Origin of the sequence: Streptomyces ruber (assembly GCF_014648075.1) — a bacterium.
Taxonomy (GTDB): Bacteria; Actinomycetota; Actinomycetes; order Streptomycetales; family Streptomycetaceae; genus Streptomyces; species Streptomyces ruber.
This window is the reverse complement of the sequence record NZ_BMQK01000014.1, coordinates 35,061-49,383: the sequence shown is the minus strand read 5'-3', so window position 1 is coordinate 49,383 and position 14,323 is coordinate 35,061. Positions and strand designations below refer to the sequence as shown.

Annotated in this window: 12 protein-coding genes; 7 read left to right on the top strand and 5 right to left on the bottom strand. The window is 73.6% G+C overall.

Annotated features, from left to right (window positions below):
• Window positions 1–11: 11 nt before the first annotated feature.
• Window positions 12–1,763 carry a dihydroxyacetone kinase family protein gene (locus IEZ04_RS25210; RefSeq protein WP_189219238.1) on the bottom strand — a complete coding sequence of 584 codons (1,752 nt, stop codon included), beginning with the start codon at window positions 1,761–1,763 and terminating at the stop codon, window positions 12–14.
• A complete protein-coding gene (locus IEZ04_RS25205) occupies window positions 1,760–3,130 on the bottom strand; it encodes an MFS transporter (protein ID WP_189219237.1) in 1,371 nt (456 codons plus the stop codon). Before IEZ04_RS25205 ends, IEZ04_RS25210 begins: the two co-directional genes overlap by 4 nt.
• A 235-nt stretch (window positions 3,131–3,365) precedes the next feature.
• Between IEZ04_RS25205 and IEZ04_RS25200 the strand changes: the two genes are divergently transcribed.
• The 6 genes from IEZ04_RS25200 to IEZ04_RS25175 all read left to right on the top strand — a co-directional run bounded on the left by IEZ04_RS25200 (window position 3,366) and on the right by IEZ04_RS25175 (window position 8,762).
• A complete protein-coding gene (locus IEZ04_RS25200; RefSeq protein WP_189219236.1) occupies window positions 3,366–4,130 on the top strand; it encodes a FadR/GntR family transcriptional regulator in 765 nt (254 codons plus the stop codon).
• Between the two features lie 133 nt (window positions 4,131–4,263).
• Window positions 4,264–4,428: a hypothetical protein gene (locus IEZ04_RS25195; protein ID WP_189219235.1), complete on the top strand. Its 165-nt coding sequence runs from the start codon at window positions 4,264–4,266 to the stop codon at window positions 4,426–4,428.
• Window positions 4,429–4,430: 2 nt separating this feature from the next.
• Window positions 4,431–4,706, top strand: a complete 276-nt coding sequence (locus tag IEZ04_RS25190; RefSeq protein WP_189219234.1) for a DUF4190 domain-containing protein — start codon at window positions 4,431–4,433, stop codon at window positions 4,704–4,706.
• Between the two features lie 101 nt (window positions 4,707–4,807).
• On the top strand, window positions 4,808–5,665 hold the full coding sequence (locus IEZ04_RS25185) for an ABC transporter ATP-binding protein (protein WP_189219233.1): 858 nt from the start codon (window positions 4,808–4,810) through the stop codon (window positions 5,663–5,665).
• Complete coding sequence (locus tag IEZ04_RS25180; RefSeq protein ID WP_189219232.1) at window positions 5,662–6,645, top strand: iron-siderophore ABC transporter substrate-binding protein; 984 nt, start codon at window positions 5,662–5,664, stop codon at window positions 6,643–6,645. The genes IEZ04_RS25185 and IEZ04_RS25180 overlap by 4 nt, the downstream gene beginning before the upstream one ends.
• Window positions 6,646–6,668: 23 nt before the next feature.
• On the top strand, window positions 6,669–8,762 hold the full coding sequence (locus IEZ04_RS25175) for an iron ABC transporter permease (protein ID WP_189219231.1): 2,094 nt from the start codon (window positions 6,669–6,671) through the stop codon (window positions 8,760–8,762).
• A gap of 47 nt (window positions 8,763–8,809) precedes the next feature.
• Here the strand turns inward: IEZ04_RS25175 and IEZ04_RS25170 are convergent, their stop codons facing one another.
• A complete protein-coding gene (locus tag IEZ04_RS25170; protein ID WP_189219230.1) occupies window positions 8,810–9,814 on the bottom strand; it encodes a DNA polymerase Y family protein in 1,005 nt (334 codons plus the stop codon).
• Window positions 9,815–9,952: 138 nt separating this feature from the next.
• Between IEZ04_RS25170 and IEZ04_RS25165 the strand changes: the two genes are divergently transcribed.
• Complete coding sequence (locus IEZ04_RS25165; RefSeq protein WP_229821260.1) at window positions 9,953–10,402, top strand: STAS domain-containing protein; 450 nt, start codon at window positions 9,953–9,955, stop codon at window positions 10,400–10,402.
• Between the two features lie 1,197 nt (window positions 10,403–11,599).
• On the opposite strand, the gene IEZ04_RS25160 is transcribed toward IEZ04_RS25165, so the two are convergent.
• Together IEZ04_RS25160 and IEZ04_RS25155 are read right to left on the bottom strand one after the other, a co-directional pair.
• Window positions 11,600–12,619, bottom strand: a complete 1,020-nt coding sequence (locus tag IEZ04_RS25160; protein ID WP_189219228.1) for a hemolysin family protein — start codon at window positions 12,617–12,619, stop codon at window positions 11,600–11,602.
• Window positions 12,616–13,950 (bottom strand): hemolysin family protein, encoded by a 1,335-nt coding sequence (locus IEZ04_RS25155; protein WP_189219227.1) that lies wholly within the window; start codon window positions 13,948–13,950, stop codon window positions 12,616–12,618. Before IEZ04_RS25155 ends, IEZ04_RS25160 begins: the two co-directional genes overlap by 4 nt.
• Window positions 13,951–14,323 lie beyond the last annotated feature (373 nt).

Sequence of the window (14,323 nt, the reverse complement as noted above, 5' to 3'; positions counted from 1 at the left end):
GTGGGTCTTCCTCAGTGGTGGTTGAGCAGTACGCCGTGCACGGCGCGGGTGATGAGGGCCAGGGAGTGCGCGCCGGCGTCGGGCGTGCCGAGGGACTTCTCGGCGTGCGGCCGGGCGCGCCCCTTGCGGGGCAGCAGGTCGGCGGTGGCGGCGGCGGCCGCCTCGGCGGCGCGGGCGGCCCGGTCCCAGCTGTCGGTCAGCGGGGTGCCGGCGGCGACGAGCTCGGCGAGGGTGTCGGCGAACGGGACGAGGACGTCGACCATCGTCTTGTCGCCGACCTCGGCGCCGCCCAGCCGCTGCACGCCGGCGGAGGCCGCCGAGACACCGTGGGCGACGGAGTCGGCGGTGGGCTTGTCCTGGTCGCCGAGCGCGGTGCCGACGGCGCGCAGGATGGTGCCCCACAGGGCGCCGGAGGTGCCGCCGGCCTTGTCGGCCCAGGCGTCCGCGGCGCGGGTGAGGAGGGTGCCCGCGCCCGCGCCGAGGTCGTGGGCGGTGAGGGCCGCGCGCCGGGCGGCGGTGGAGCCGCGCTGCATGCCGATGCCGTGGTCCCCGTCCCCGGCGACGGCGTCGATCCGGCCGAGCTCCTCGACGTGGGTGTCGACCGTGGTGGCCACGGCGGTCAGCGCCGCGAGGGCGATACCGGCGGCGCGCCGGGACTCCTCGGAGGCCTCGGGGACGGTCTCGTCGTCATCCGCGAGGAGAATCGTTTCCCCTGCGGCACCCGCGGCAGGCTCCGCCTCCGGCTCGGGCCCGGTGAAGGCGCCCTTGCGGTGGGCGGGGGTGTCGGCGGGGGCCCGCCACAGCTCCTCCAGCTCGTCGTCCAGCCAGGTGAGCGTGAGGGAGATGCCGGCCATGTCGAAGCTGGTGACGAGCTCGCCCACCTCGGGGTCGACGATCTCGACACCGGCGTCGGCGAGGAGCGCCGCGACCCTGCGGTAGACGACGAAGAGCTCTTCGTACTTGACGGAGCCGAGGCCGTTGAGGATGACGGCGGCGCGCTGTCCGCCGGGGCCGTCCACGCCCTCGGGGATCTCCTTGAGCAGGCTGGTGACCAGGAGCTCGGCCGCCTCGTCGGCGGTCGGGAGCGCTTCCTCGCCGATGCCCGGCTCGCCGTGGATGCCGAGGCCGACGGCCATGCGGCCCTCGGGGACCGTGAAGAGCGGCTCGTCGGCGCCCGGCAGGGTGCAGCCGGAGAAGGCGATGCCGAAGGAGCGGGTGCGGGCGTTGGCGTGCCCGGCAACGCGCAGCACCTCGTCCAGGTCCGCGCCGCGCTCCGCCGCGGCGGCCGCCGCCTTGAAGACGGGCAGGTCGCCGGCGATGCCGCGGCGCTTGGCCGGCTCCTCGGGCGAGGCGCTGGAGATGTCGTCGGTGACGGCGAACGTACGGGCGTCGATGCCGTCGCCGGCCAGGCGCTCGGCGGCCTGCCCGAAGTGCAGGACGTCACCGGCGTAGTTGCCGTACATCAGCAGCACGCCCGCGCCGCCGTGGGCGGCCCGTGCCACGCTGCGGATCTGCTGGGCCGAGGGCGAGGCGAAGACGTTGCCGGCCGCCGCGCCGTGGGCGAGGCCCCGGCCGACCAGGCCGGTGAAGGCCGGGTAGTGGCCCGAGCCGCCGCCGATCACGACGGCCACCTGGCCCGCCGGGGTGCCGGCGGCGCGGACGACACCGCCGGTGACGGGGCGCACCCAGCGCTGGTGGGCGGCGGTGAACCCTTCGAGTGCCTCGTCGGCGAAGGCGGAGGGGTCGTTGAACAGGCGGGTCATCGAGTGGTCTCCATGTGCTTGTGCTCGGAGTCGGCGGCCGGTGCGCCGGTGTCGCTGTCCCGGGTGGCGAGCCACACCATCAGCGCGGCCGACAGGAGCATGAAGAAGCCGACCAGGTAGAGCGGGACGTAGTAGTCGCCGGAGAGGTCCTTCAGCCAGCCGGTGACGTAGCTGGAGGCGAACCCGGCCACGTTGCCCGCCGTGTTGATCAGGGCGATGCCGGCGGCCGCGGCGGCTCCGGTGAGGAAGCGCGAGGGCACGGACCAGAACACGGGCAGGGCGGCGAAGATGGCGCAGGCGGTGATGGTGATCACGGCGACCGTGGCGGCCGGCGAGCCCATGTACAGCGCGAGCGGGATGGACACACCGCCGACGACGGCCGGTCCGGCGATGTGCCAGGTGCGGACACCGTGCCGGGTGGCGTGCCGGGACCAGAAGAAGAGCACCACGGCGGCGGGCAGGTACGGGATCGCGGTGATCCACGCCTTGTCCATCACGCTGAAGGTGGTGTCGTACTGCTCCTGGAAGCCGTTGATGATCGTCGGCAGGAAGAAGGCGAGCGCGTACAGGCCGTAGACGAAGCCGAAGTAGACGAGCGCGAGGATCCAGACACGGGCGTTGGTGAAGGCGGCCTTCAGCTCGCCCTTGCCGTGCTTGTGGTCACCGCCGGTCTTGCCCGAGTTCTCCGTCTCCAGTTCGCGCGTCAGCCAGTCCTTCTCGTCCTGCGTCAGCCACTTGGCGTCGGCGGGGCGGTCGATCAGGTAGAACCAGGCGATGACGCCCAGCAGGATCGCCGGCAGGGAGACGAACAGGAACATCACGCGCCAGCCCTCGAGGCCGAACAGCCCGTCGTGGCCGATGAACCAGCCCGCGAGCGGGGCGCCGAAGACCGTGGTCAGCGGCTGGGCCAGGTAGAAGAGCCCGAGGATCTTCGTACGGTGCCGGGAGGGCACCCACTGGCTCAGGAAGAGGATGGCGCCCGGGAAGAAGCCCGCCTCGGCGACACCGAGCAGGAAGCGCAGCACGTACAGCTGCTCGCTGCTGCTGACCCAGGTGAACAGCAGGGAGACGATGCCCCAGGTCACCATGATGCGGGAGAGCCAGCGGCGGGCACCGAAGCGGTGCAGCGCCATGTTGCTGGGGACTTCGAGGACGATGTAGCCGACGAAGAAGATCCCTGAGGCGAAGCCGAACTGGGCGGCTGTGAGGGCGAGGTCCTGTCCCATGCCGTTCGGCTCCGCGAACGACACCGCCGTGCGGTCCAGATAGTTCACGAAGAACATCAGGGCCACGAACGGCACGAGGCGGATGGAGACCTTCTTGATGGCAGTTCTCTCGACTGCCGCGGATGGTGTGTCGGCGACCATGACGACTCCTCGGCTCGCCCGGACAGCTCCGTCCGGGATGGGTCTCGCCGGTGGCTCGTTCTAGGACACGGCCGACCGGATCGCCCTCACGTTATGCCTCGAACCCAAATTGGTCACCAATTTACCAATGTGGCGACGATCTCACAGTGAAGGCGCGTCCAACCCTTGACAAACGTCGCCCATGGGGCTGTTGAACTGGCTGGTCAGACACGGAAAGCACCCATCTGGTTGACTGGTGGCCGTGACCAGTCAGCCTGATCAGCAGACCTCCGCTGCGTCCTCCGACCTCGCGCAGCTCCTGCGTCCCGTGGTGCGGGAGTCCTCCGTCAGCGAGGTCGCCAAGCGACTCCTCGACCACCTCTCGGCCGGTGACATCCGGCCCGGCACCCGGCTGCCGGCCGAGCGCCAGCTGGCCGAGGCCCTCGGCGTGGCGCGCTCCAGCGTCCGCGGCGCGCTGTCCGCGCTGGACGTGCTCGGCATCGTCGAGATCCGGCCGGGTTCGGGGTCGTACGTGCGCGAGGGGACGTCCGAGTTCCTGCCGCGCGCCATCAACTGGGGTCTGATGCTGGGCCAGCGCCGCACCCAGGACCTGGTCGAGGTGCGCACCTACATGGAGGGGGTGTCCGCGCGCCTGGCCGCCGAGCGCGCCACCGACGAGGACGTCGCCCTGCTGGAGGAGCACCTGCGGCACATGCGGGACGCCGGGGGCGACGTACGGGCGTTCATCGACGCGGACATCGCCTTCCACCTGGAAACGGCGCGCATCGCCCGCAACACCGTGCTCAGCGACATCCTGCACAGCATCCGCGCGCTGCTCCAGGTGTGGATGGAGCGCGTCAGCGACATCGAGGGGACCGTCAGCGGCACGCTCTGCGAGCACGACGCCGTCCTCGCGGCCATCCGCGACCGCGACCCCGAGGGCGCGGACCGCGCGATGGCGGAGCACATGCGCATGGCGAGCGCGCGGCTGCGGGCGTCCATGGATCCGGACCACGGGTGAACGCCCCGCCCGGGCCCGCCTCCTCGGCGGTCTCCCGTGCTTGATCCGGCCGATCCTGGACACCCGCTGTGTCATGCATGCGTCGAGGCAGCTATCGCAAGTGTCCGCGTCCGCGCCCGGACGGAGGTAACCCGTGCTCGCCCTTGTCGTGGCCCTGCTCGTGCTCGGTGTCCTCGTGGGCGCCGCGGCCTACCTGCCGTTGCCCGTCACCCTGGTCGCCGGCAGCCTGATCGCGGTGTACCTGCTGGTCTTCGCCGTACGGGAACGGTCCCGCCGCGGCCGGACGGGGAGGGCGTGACCATGCGGATGACCGCGGCGCCCACGCGCGAGGCGGGACGGCGGGACACCGAGGGGATGGCGGTGGCGTCGTTCGTCCTCGGGCTCGCCGGGCTCCTCGTGCTCAACCTCGTGCTCGGCCCCCTGGCCATCTGGCTCGCCGTGACGGCTCTGCGCCGCGGCACGCCCCGCCCCCGGCGCGCCCGGCTGGGTCTCGCGCTCGGCATCGCGGACGTGGCCCTCCTGGCCGTACTGGTGGCCGTCTACGGCACGGACCCGCTGACGTTCTGGAGTTTCTAGACACGACAGACACGACAGACACGACAGGCACCGGCGGACACCGGCGGACGGTCGGGACACCCTGTGACCAACCGAACTAAGGCTAGGCTAACCTTCACCTCGTGAGACCTGGTGAAGACGCTCCCCGCACCCGGCTGCGCGGACACGAGCTGTCGGCCCGGGAGGTGACCGTCGCGTACGACGGCGTCGATGTCGTCCACGCGGCGGACATCACCCTCCGGCCCGGCGAGGTGACCGCCCTGGTGGGCCCGAACGGCAGCGGCAAGTCGACGCTGCTGCGCACGATCGCACGCCTGCAGCGGGCCCGCGACGCCTCCCTGACGATCGACGGGGACACCGACGGCCTCGCCATGACGGCCCGTCAGTTCTCGCTGCACGTCGCCCTGCTGACCCAGGCGCGCCCCACACCCGGCGGGCTGACCGTCCGGGACCTCGTCGAGTTCGGGCGCTATCCGCACCGGGGGCGCTGGGGGCGGTCCGACCCGGACGGCCCGGCCGCGGTCGGCCGCGCGCTGCGGCTGACGGGCGTCGAGGAGCTCGCCGGGCGCGGCGCCGAACAGCTGTCCGGCGGGCAGCTGCAGCGCGTCTGGCTCGCCAGCTGTCTCGCCCAGGAGACGGGCGTGCTCCTCCTCGACGAGCCCACGACCTACCTCGACCTGCGCTACCAGGTCGAACTCCTCGACCTGGTGCGCGACCTGGCGGACGACCACGGGATCGCCGTCGGCGTCGTCCTGCACGACCTCGACCAGGCGGCGGCCGTCGCCGACCGGATCGCCCTGCTGGAGGCCGGCCGCGTCGTCGCCGACGGACCGCCCGAGGACGTCCTGACACCGGAGCGCCTGACCGCCGTCTACGGCATCCGCATCGACGTCGGCACCGACCCCCTCACCGGCCGGCTGCGCACCCGCGCGATCGGCCGTCACCACACCCGTACCGAAAGGCTCGGCACCACCTCATGAAGCGCCACCTCCTCACCTCGGCCGCCCTCGCCGCCGCGGGGCTCGCCCTCGCCGCCTGTGGCACCACCGAGCCCGCCGCCGGCAGCGCGGAGCAGTCCGCCGAGCGCATCACCGTCACCGGCGCGAACGGCACGGAGGTGACCCTCGACGGCCCCGCCGAGAAGGTCGTCGCGACCGAGTGGAACGTCGTCGAGAGCCTCGTGTCGCTCGGCGTGGACCCCGTCGGCGTGGCCGACGTCAAGGGCTACAGGACCTGGGACTCCGCCGTCCCGCTGAGGAACAGCCCCAAGGACATCGGCACGCGCGGCGAGCCCAGCATGGACACCATCGCCTCCCTCTCCCCCGATCTCGTCGTCGCCACCAGCGACCTGACCGCGTCCGCCCTGAAGCAGCTGCGCGGGATCGCCCCGGTCCTCGAGGTCGAGGGCGCCGACGCCGCCGACCAGATCGGGCGGATGAAGGAGAACGTCGACCTCATCGCCGAGGCCACCGGCAGGACCGAGCAGGCCGAGAAGGTCAACGAGCAGTTCGACGCGAAGCTCGCCGAAGGGAAGAAGGCCCTCGCCGACGCCGGCCTCGACGGGAGCTCCATCGCCTTCGCCGACGGCTACGTCACCTCCGGCCAGGTCACGATCCGCCCGTACACCGGCGGTTCGCTCATCGGCACCGTCAACGAGGAGCTCGGCCTGAAGAACGCCTGGACCATGGAGGGCGACGCGGACTACGGGCTCGCCTCCACCGACGTCGAGGGACTCACCGGCCTCCCGGACGACGTGCGGTTCGCCTACATCGGCAGCGACGAGCAGGACAGCGCCACCCCGTTCGCGGGCGCGCTGGCCGGCAACTCCGTGTGGAAGTCGCTGCCGTTCGTGGAGAACGGCGACGTGCACCGGCTGCCCGACGGCATCTGGATGTTCGGCGGTCCCGGTTCGATGGAGGCGTACGTCGACGCCGTCGTCGACGCGCTGACGGCCAAGTAACACGAACGGAAGCAACAACCACCATGGCCGTCCCCGTGAAGACCCCCGCGCCCCGTCCGCCGGCCCCCGCCACCGGCCCCCCGGCGGCCACCGCCGCGGGCCGGCCGGGCGCGGCCGCGGTGACGGCCGGGCTGCTGCTCCTGGTCGCCGTCCTCGCCGTCGTCGACCTCACCCAGGGCACCGCCGCCGTCGGCCCCGCCGAGGTGTGGCGGGCCCTCACCGGCCGGGCCGATCCGTCCGACGCGTCCGTCGTCGTCGCCTCCCGGCTGCCGAGGGCGGCGGCCGGGCTCCTGGTCGGCGCCGCCCTCGGCACGGCGGGCGCCGCCCTGCAGGCGGTCAGCCGCAACGTGCTCGCCTCGCCCGACACCCTCGCGGTGAACGCGGGCTCCTACCTGGCCCTCGGACTGGTCGCCGTCACGGGCGTCTCGCTCCCGCTCGTGGCCTCCTCCGGCATCGCGTTCCTCGGCGGGCTCGCGGCGGCGGCCGTCGTCCTCGCCCTGTCCGGCCTCGGTACGGGCACCGTCCGGCTCGTCCTCGCCGGCAGCGCGCTCGCCCTCGGTCTCGGCTCCGTCACCGAGGGGCTGCTCCTGCTGTTCCCCGAGCAGACGGAGGGCCTGTACCAGTGGAACCAGGGCGGCATCAGCCAGAACGGGTTCGACGGCGTCGTACGGATGCTGCCCGTCGTCCTCGCCGGACTGGCCGGCCTGCTCCTGGTGGCCCGCCGGGTCGACGCCCTCGCCCTCGGCGACGACGCGGCCCGCGGCCTCGGCGTCCCGGTACGGGCCACCCGCGTCACCGCGGTCGTGCTGGCGGCGCTGCTGTCCGCCGCCGCGGTCACCCTCGCCGGGCCGGTCGGGTTCGTCGGCCTGTGCGCACCCGCCCTGGTCCGTCCGCTCGCCCGCCGGTTCCGCGGGTTCACCCGGTCCCGTACGAGCCTGCCCGCGGCCGGTCTGGTGGGGGCCGCGCTGGTGCTCGGCTCGGACGTGCTGCTGCGCGCGCTCCTGCCCGCCGACACCGCGGTCGCCGTCCCCACGGGCGTCGTCACGAGTGTCGTCGGCGCCGTCTTCCTGGTGGTCATGGCGCTGCGTGTGCGCGACACCGGCGGTACCGGGGCACCGGAGCGGCTGCGCGTCCCGGGCCGTACGGTGTTCCTGGCCACCGTGGCCGTGCTCGTCGCGGTGCTCGTGGGCGTGACGGTCGCCGCCGTCCTGCTCGGGGACAGCAAGCTGCTGCTCGGGGACGTCGTCAACTGGGCGCAAGGCAGGGCGGGCCGAGGCGTGTCGTTCGTGCTCGACACCCGGGTGCCCCGGGTGCTCGCGGCGCTCCTCGCGGGCGCGGCGCTCGCCCTCTCCGGCACGCTGGTGCAGGCCGTGACCCGCAATCCGCTGGCGGAGCCCGGCATCCTGGGCGTCTCCGGCGGTGCGGCGCTCGGTGCCGTCCTCCTGGTGACGACCGTGCCGCTCGCCGGATCGTGGGGCATCGCCGGGGCCGCGTTCGCGGGGGCGGCCGCCGCCTCGGCCGTCGTGTTCGGGCTCGCCGCGCGCGGCGGCTTCCGGCAGAGCCGCCTGGTCCTCGTCGGGATCGGTGTCTCCGCCGGTACGACGGCCCTGATCAGCCTGACGATCGTGCTCACCGACCCGTTCGACGCGACGAAGGCGCTGACCTGGCTGTCCGGCTCCACGTACGGACGCACCCTGCCGGACGTGCTGCCCGTCGCCCTGGTCCTGGTCCTCGGCACCGCGGCGGCCGTCGCCCGGCGCACCGAGCTGGACCTGGTGTCGCTGAACGAGGACACCCCGCGGCTGCTCGGGCTGCCGCCGGGACGAGCCCGGTTCGGGTTCCTCGTGGTGAGCGTCCTGCTCAGCGCGACCGCCGTCGCCTCGGCGGGCACCATCGGCTTCGTGGGTCTGGTGGCCCCGCACGCGGCCAGGGCCCTGGTGGGCCGGCGGCACGTGCGGGTCGTGCCCGTGGCGATGCTGCTCGGCGCCGCCCTGGTCGGCACGGCCGACCTGCTCGGCCGCACGGTGATCGCCCCGGCGCAGCTCGGCGCCGGCCTGATGACGGCCGTGGTCGGCACGCCGTACTTCCTGTACCTGCTCGTGCGCAGCAGGCGGTAGCCGGTCCGCGGGGCTCTTCGCACAGGCCCCGCGGGACCACGGGACGGTCAGGAGGCGCGGCGCAGGGCGGCCGCGGGGCCGATGGCGTCCGGGCCGAACTTGTCGCGGATGCGGTCGAGCGCGGTCTCGGCGGCCAGCCGGGCCTCGCGCGCCCGGTCCAGGCTGAGCTGTTCGACGACCTGGTCGGCGGGGACGAGGTCCTGGGCGGTGAGCGCGATGCCGGTGAGGCGGGCGCGCTGGAGACCGGCGGCGTCCAGCAGCCGGTAGGCCGCCCGGCGCAGGTCGTCCTCGTGCGCGGAGGGCCCGGCGAGCCGGCGGGTCTTCTCCCAGCCCGTGCCCCCGGCGAACCGCAGCGACAGCGACAGCGCCCGGGCCGCCTGGCCGCGCCCGCGCAGCCGCAGGCCGAGCCGGACCACGAGGTCGAGCAGGGCCGCGCGCACGGCCGCACCGTCCAGGGTGTGCCGGTCGAAGGCGTGCCGGACGGAGGCCGAGGCGGGCAGGTCGCGCGGGACGACGGGGCGCGGGTCGACGCCCCGGGCCCGGTCGGCGGCCAGCCGCCCGGCGGTGCCGCCCAGCAGCCGCTGCACGGTGGCGGACGGCACCGCGGCGAGCAGGCCCACGGTGTGGATGCCGTAGTCCGTGAGGACGGCCGCCTGGCGGGGGCCGATCCCGTACAGCGCCTCCACCGGCAGCGGCGCCAGCCAGTCGGTGACCTGGCCGGGGTCGACCGCCAGCACCCCGCCCTCCGCGGGCACCCGCCCGGAGGCGGTGGCCGCCACCGCGATCGTCGGCCCGATCCCCACCCGCACGTCCACGCCCAGCCGGGTGAGCGTCCGCAGCCGCAGCACCTCGCCCAGCCGCCGTGCCTGGACCCCGTGGTAGCGCAGCGCCCCCTTCAGCTCCACCAGCGCCGCGCCCGGCGGCAGTGCCTGCACCACCGGCGACAGTTCCGCCAGCAGCTCCAGCACCTCCCGGTAGACCTCCTCCGGCAACCGTTCCGGACAGCGCACATGCATCACCGTCGACACCTCTGCCGTCGCGCCTGTCGCCATGACCTCCACCTCCTCCCTCCACATTATCGAACTGGAATTCGAACACGCGAGAGCGCGACCGCTCCGCAAGTGCGGGCTGCCGTTGGCACTTGCCGATTTGCCCCGGCGGACGTAGTCCATGCGGGGCCGTGGAAGGATATGGGTGTGTGTTCTCGGCTGGTTATCCACGACATCCCTGTCGCCGAGGGCCGCATCGCACGGCTGCGTTTGTTCGGCGAACTGGATCGTGACACGGTGCAGGACCTGTGCGACCGGGTGGTCGATGTGGTGGTGGGCGGCGGCAGGAGCTCCGTGGTGCTCGACGTGTCCTCGATCACCTGGTGCGACAACGCTAGCCTCTTCACTCTGCTGGGCATCCACAGCGCGCTGCAGTGCACCGGCGGCGGGCTGACCCTCGTGTCCGTCGGCTCCCCCGTCGGCCGCGCCCTGGACCGCACCGGTCTGCACCGGCGCCTGTCCGTCGACTCCCGCGGCCACAGCCGTCCCCTGCGGCCCGGCCCTCCGCGGCCGGGAGCCTTCCCGATACCCGGCCTCCCGGCGGACGAGGACGGCACGTCCCCGGTCGGGGGCGGCGACGCCGTGCCGTGAACCGGCGCCCTGCCGCACATTCCGGCCACGGAGGACGGAGCACGTGGTGCGGGGCGGGCGCCGCGGTGACCGAGCGACCTGCGGGAACCGGGCCGATCTTCCGGAACGATCCCGTCGTCACGGCACTTCCCGCCGACGGGGTTGGTGTCCTCCCCTCCGCCGGATAGCTTGAACCAAGCGCGGGCAGTGATGCCGGCACGGTGGACCGGGCCGACGGCCCGGTCCGTCCCACCGAGACCGCATCCGCCGGCACCGGCGGGAGACGACAGCCCGTTCTGCTCCGAGGCGCACCGCGGTGCGCGGCGGCCGATCCGCGCGGCACCGGGCGCCGGTACGACGGGAGGTGATGAGCAGTGCGGGTCGACGGCACACGGCCGACGGCGGCGCTCACGCAGCCGGCCGGTACGGCCGCGGTCCCGCGGCGGGGCCGCGGCAGACGGACCGTCCCCGCCTCCGCCCCCGGCACCGCCGGAAGCAGCCGCCCGGCGCTCTGAGCGCCTTCGGACTCCTCGCCCCGCCCGTCCCCGCCGACGGGCGCTCCGGGCACGTTCGAGGCCGGCCGCGCACCGGCCCGCGGGCCCGGTACGGCGAACGACAACTGAACCACCAGGGGAACCGAGGCCCGCACACCGCGGCGAAACGGTCCCGCGGGCCCCGGTCCCTCGTCCTCCGGCCGCGTTCGAGCTGGGGCGCTGTTCCCGCACGCCCCAGGCCGCCGTGAGGACGCTCCGCGCGAGGTTCCGCGCCCGGAGGCCACCCGGGTCCTCGCGCCGGCGGCCGCCGCCCTTGCCGAAGGGCGGCGGCCGCCCGGAATGACGGCGTCGAATGACCATGCGTACGGCCGTCCGCACGTACGAGCGGAGCGGACGACCCGCGGCTTCGGTCCGAACCGTGGACATACTCCGGGTACCACGCATCGGCCGGCCCGAACCTCGCGGACCGAAAACGTCAGCAGTGGTGCCAGGAAAGCGTGTTGGGGCGACCGGGGCCCATGACGCCGCCGTGCCGGGAGACCGGTCCGGTGCCCATGGAAGGACCCCAGTCGTCACTGACACACCGTCAGCCGCCTGCGTACGACGGGCCGTCGTCGACGGGCCGCTCCCGCACCCCGACGTCCGTGGTCGCTCCGCCGACGGTCGGCGCCCCCGGCCGGCGTGCTGCCGGCCGGGGGCGCCGCGGGAGACGGGCGCCGGTCCCCTACGCCGGCTGCGGGTGCAGCAGACGGGCGAGGAGGTCGTCCAGCGCGACCAGCCCGGTCAGCCGGCCCTCGTCGTCACGGACGACGGCGAGGGTCGCGCGGCGCCGGCGCAGTACCTCGATGGCATGGCCGACGGTGTCCCGCGTGGTCAGCTCCGGGATGGGGCGGGCCAGCGCGCGGGCCGTGGCGGTGCGGCCCCGGCCCCGGGCGATCAGGGCGTCGCGCGCGTGGACCGAGCCGACGACCACGGACCCGTCCCGGACGAGCAGGCGGTTCCGGTCGTGCTCGGCCGCCGTGGCCAGCACGGCGTCGAGCCCGGCCCCGGCGGGCACCGAGATGATCCGCTCCGCCGGGACCAGGACCTCGGCCACCGGGGTCTCGGGCTCGGTGAGCGAGGCGGTGATCAGCTCGGAGTCGTCCTTGCTGATCAGGCCGAGCCGCTCGGACTCCTCCACCAGGTGGGTGAGCTGCTCACGGTTGTGCACCTCGACGATCTCGTCCCGCGGCGTCACCCTGAACAGGCGCACCACGGCGTTGCTGATCCGGTTGAGCACCCAGATCAGCGGGCGCACCACCGTGACGACGGCCCGGAACAGCGGCGAGAGCAGCATCGCGGAGCGCTCGGGGTGGGCGATGGCCCAGGACTTGGGGGCCATCTCGCCGACCACCATGTGCAGGAACACCACGACGACCATCGCCACGGCGAACGCGACGCCGTAGCTGAGCGCGGTCGGCAGACCCAGGTCCTGCAGCAGCGGGTCGAGTTCGTGCGAGATGGCCGGCTTGGACACCGAGCCGAGGCCCAGCGTGCAGACCGTGATGCCCAGCTGGGCGCCGGCCAGCATCAGCGACAGCTCCCGCATTCCCGCGAGGGCCGCCCCGGCGCCGCGCCGCCCCTCGGCCGCCGCCTTCTCCATCCGGTGCCGCTTCGCCGCGACCAGCGCGAACTCGGCGGCCACGAAGAACCCGCTGCCGATCAGCAGCAGTACGGTGACGAAAAGCGCCATCGGGAAACTCATGCCTGCTCCTCCTCACCGCGCCGGACGGCGCTTCGCTCCAGTCGCACCCGGTCCGGTACGTGCCGGTCGAGGCCCCGTACCTCGATCTCCACGGCGTCCCCGCCGGGCAGTTCCACGGTGAGCCGGTCGCCGACGGCGGGGAAACGGCCCAGCCGGTCCACGATCAGCCCGGCCACGGTGTCGTAGTCCTCCTCCTCCGGCAGCTCGACGCCGGTCACCTCGGCGACCTCGTCGAGGCGCCGTCCGGCGTCGACCAGCCAGCCGCCGCCGTCGGCGACGGCGACCGCGGTGACCACGTCGAGCTCGTCGGCGATGTCGCCGACCAGTTCCTCGGCGATGTCCTCGTACGTGACGATGCCCGCGACACCCCCGTGCTCGTCCAGCACGACACCGAACTCCTCGTCCCGCTCGCGCATCCGGTCGACCGCGTCCGGCAGCGGCAGCGTCTCCGGCAGGAACAGCGGGGAACGCGCGAGCGCGCCCGCCGTGGCGCCCTCGGCCCGGCCGACGGACAGCAGCGTCAGCTCGCGGACGCCGACGACGCCGGCGACGTCGTCGGGGTGGTCGCCGAGGACCGGGTAGGTGGAGTGGCCGTACTTGGCGATCACGTCGACCGCCTCGGCCGCGGAGGCGTCCTCGCGCACGAAGACGGCGTCGACGCGCGGCACCATCACCTCGGCGAGGGTCCGGTCGGAGAACGCCAGCGCGTGGTCGAGGAGGTCGGCGGTGTCCTTGGGCAGCTGTCCCTGTTCGTGGGACTCGCCGATCAGCTGGCCGAGCTCCTCCAGGGTGGCGCCGTGGTGCAGCTCCTCGACCGGCTCGATGCCGACGCCGCGCAGCAGCCTGTTCGCCGCTCCGTCGAAGACGCGGATCACCGGGCCGACGACCTTCAGGTACAGCAGCGTCGACGCGGCCAGCGACTTAGCCAGCCGCTCCGGGACCGCGATGGCGAGGTTCTTCGGGGCCAGCTCGCCGATCACCATCTGGATGAACGTGGCCAGTACGAACGCCAGCACCACGGAGATGCCGGTGACGGCGCCGTCGGGGACGCCGATCCCGGTCAGCACCGGCTTCAGCAGCGCGGACACGGAGGGCTCGGCGATGAAGCCGACGACCAGTCCGGTGACGGTGATGCCCAGCTGGGCGCCGGAGAGCATGAAGGACAGTCGCTCGAGCACCTTCAGCGCACGGGCGGCCCTCTTGTCGCCCGCCTGGGCCTCGCGGGCGAGCGCGAGCCTGTCGGCGGAGACGTAGGCGAACTCCTGGGCGACGAAGTAGCCGGTGCCGAGCGTCAGGACGAGGACGGCCAGCAGGCCCAGTACGGCACTCATCGAACACCATCCCGCCGTGTGCCGTGCTCAGGGTGACCCTGGCGGGATGGTCGGGGACTGTGCCCCGAGGGGTCCGTCGATCTGGCGGACAAATCGTGCTCCTTGTGCTTGATGGGTACGGGGACAACGTGCGGGTTCCCGGCCGTGTTCCCGTGCGGGCCGACAAGGTTGTATGCCTCCCACGTCGAACCGGGCATCGAACGCGCCACGGCGGGCGGAAGTGGCGCAATCACATGTTGCAGCCGTGTTTCCGGGAGCACAGCCTGTGTAGCGCGGGAGCGCTCCCACACCTCCCCACACCTCCCACACCTCCCGCACCCCCCACTGTCCCCGCATCCCCCCACACGAAGAGAGGGAGACCGTGACCGTAACT

What these genes read in the sequence shown, in the direction of transcription:
- IEZ04_RS25210 (WP_189219238.1), bottom strand. Translation starts at nt 1,763, where the DNA reads ATGACCCGCCTGTTCAACGACCCCTCCGCCTTCGCCGACGAGGCACTC.
- IEZ04_RS25175 (WP_189219231.1), top strand. Translation starts at nt 6,669, where the DNA reads ATGGCCGTCCCCGTGAAGACCCCCGCGCCCCGTCCGCCGGCCCCCGCC.
- IEZ04_RS25180 (WP_189219232.1), top strand. Translation starts at nt 5,662, where the DNA reads ATGAAGCGCCACCTCCTCACCTCGGCCGCCCTCGCCGCCGCGGGGCTC.
- IEZ04_RS25155 (WP_189219227.1), bottom strand. Translation starts at nt 13,950, where the DNA reads ATGAGTGCCGTACTGGGCCTGCTGGCCGTCCTCGTCCTGACGCTCGGC.
- IEZ04_RS25170 (WP_189219230.1), bottom strand. Translation starts at nt 9,814, where the DNA reads ATGGCGACAGGCGCGACGGCAGAGGTGTCGACGGTGATGCATGTGCGC.
- IEZ04_RS25190 (WP_189219234.1), top strand. Translation starts at nt 4,431, where the DNA reads ATGCGGATGACCGCGGCGCCCACGCGCGAGGCGGGACGGCGGGACACC.
- IEZ04_RS25205 (WP_189219237.1), bottom strand. Translation starts at nt 3,130, where the DNA reads ATGGTCGCCGACACACCATCCGCGGCAGTCGAGAGAACTGCCATCAAG.
- IEZ04_RS25160 (WP_189219228.1), bottom strand. Translation starts at nt 12,619, where the DNA reads ATGAGTTTCCCGATGGCGCTTTTCGTCACCGTACTGCTGCTGATCGGC.
- IEZ04_RS25165 (WP_229821260.1), top strand. Translation starts at nt 9,953, where the DNA reads ATGGGTGTGTGTTCTCGGCTGGTTATCCACGACATCCCTGTCGCCGAG.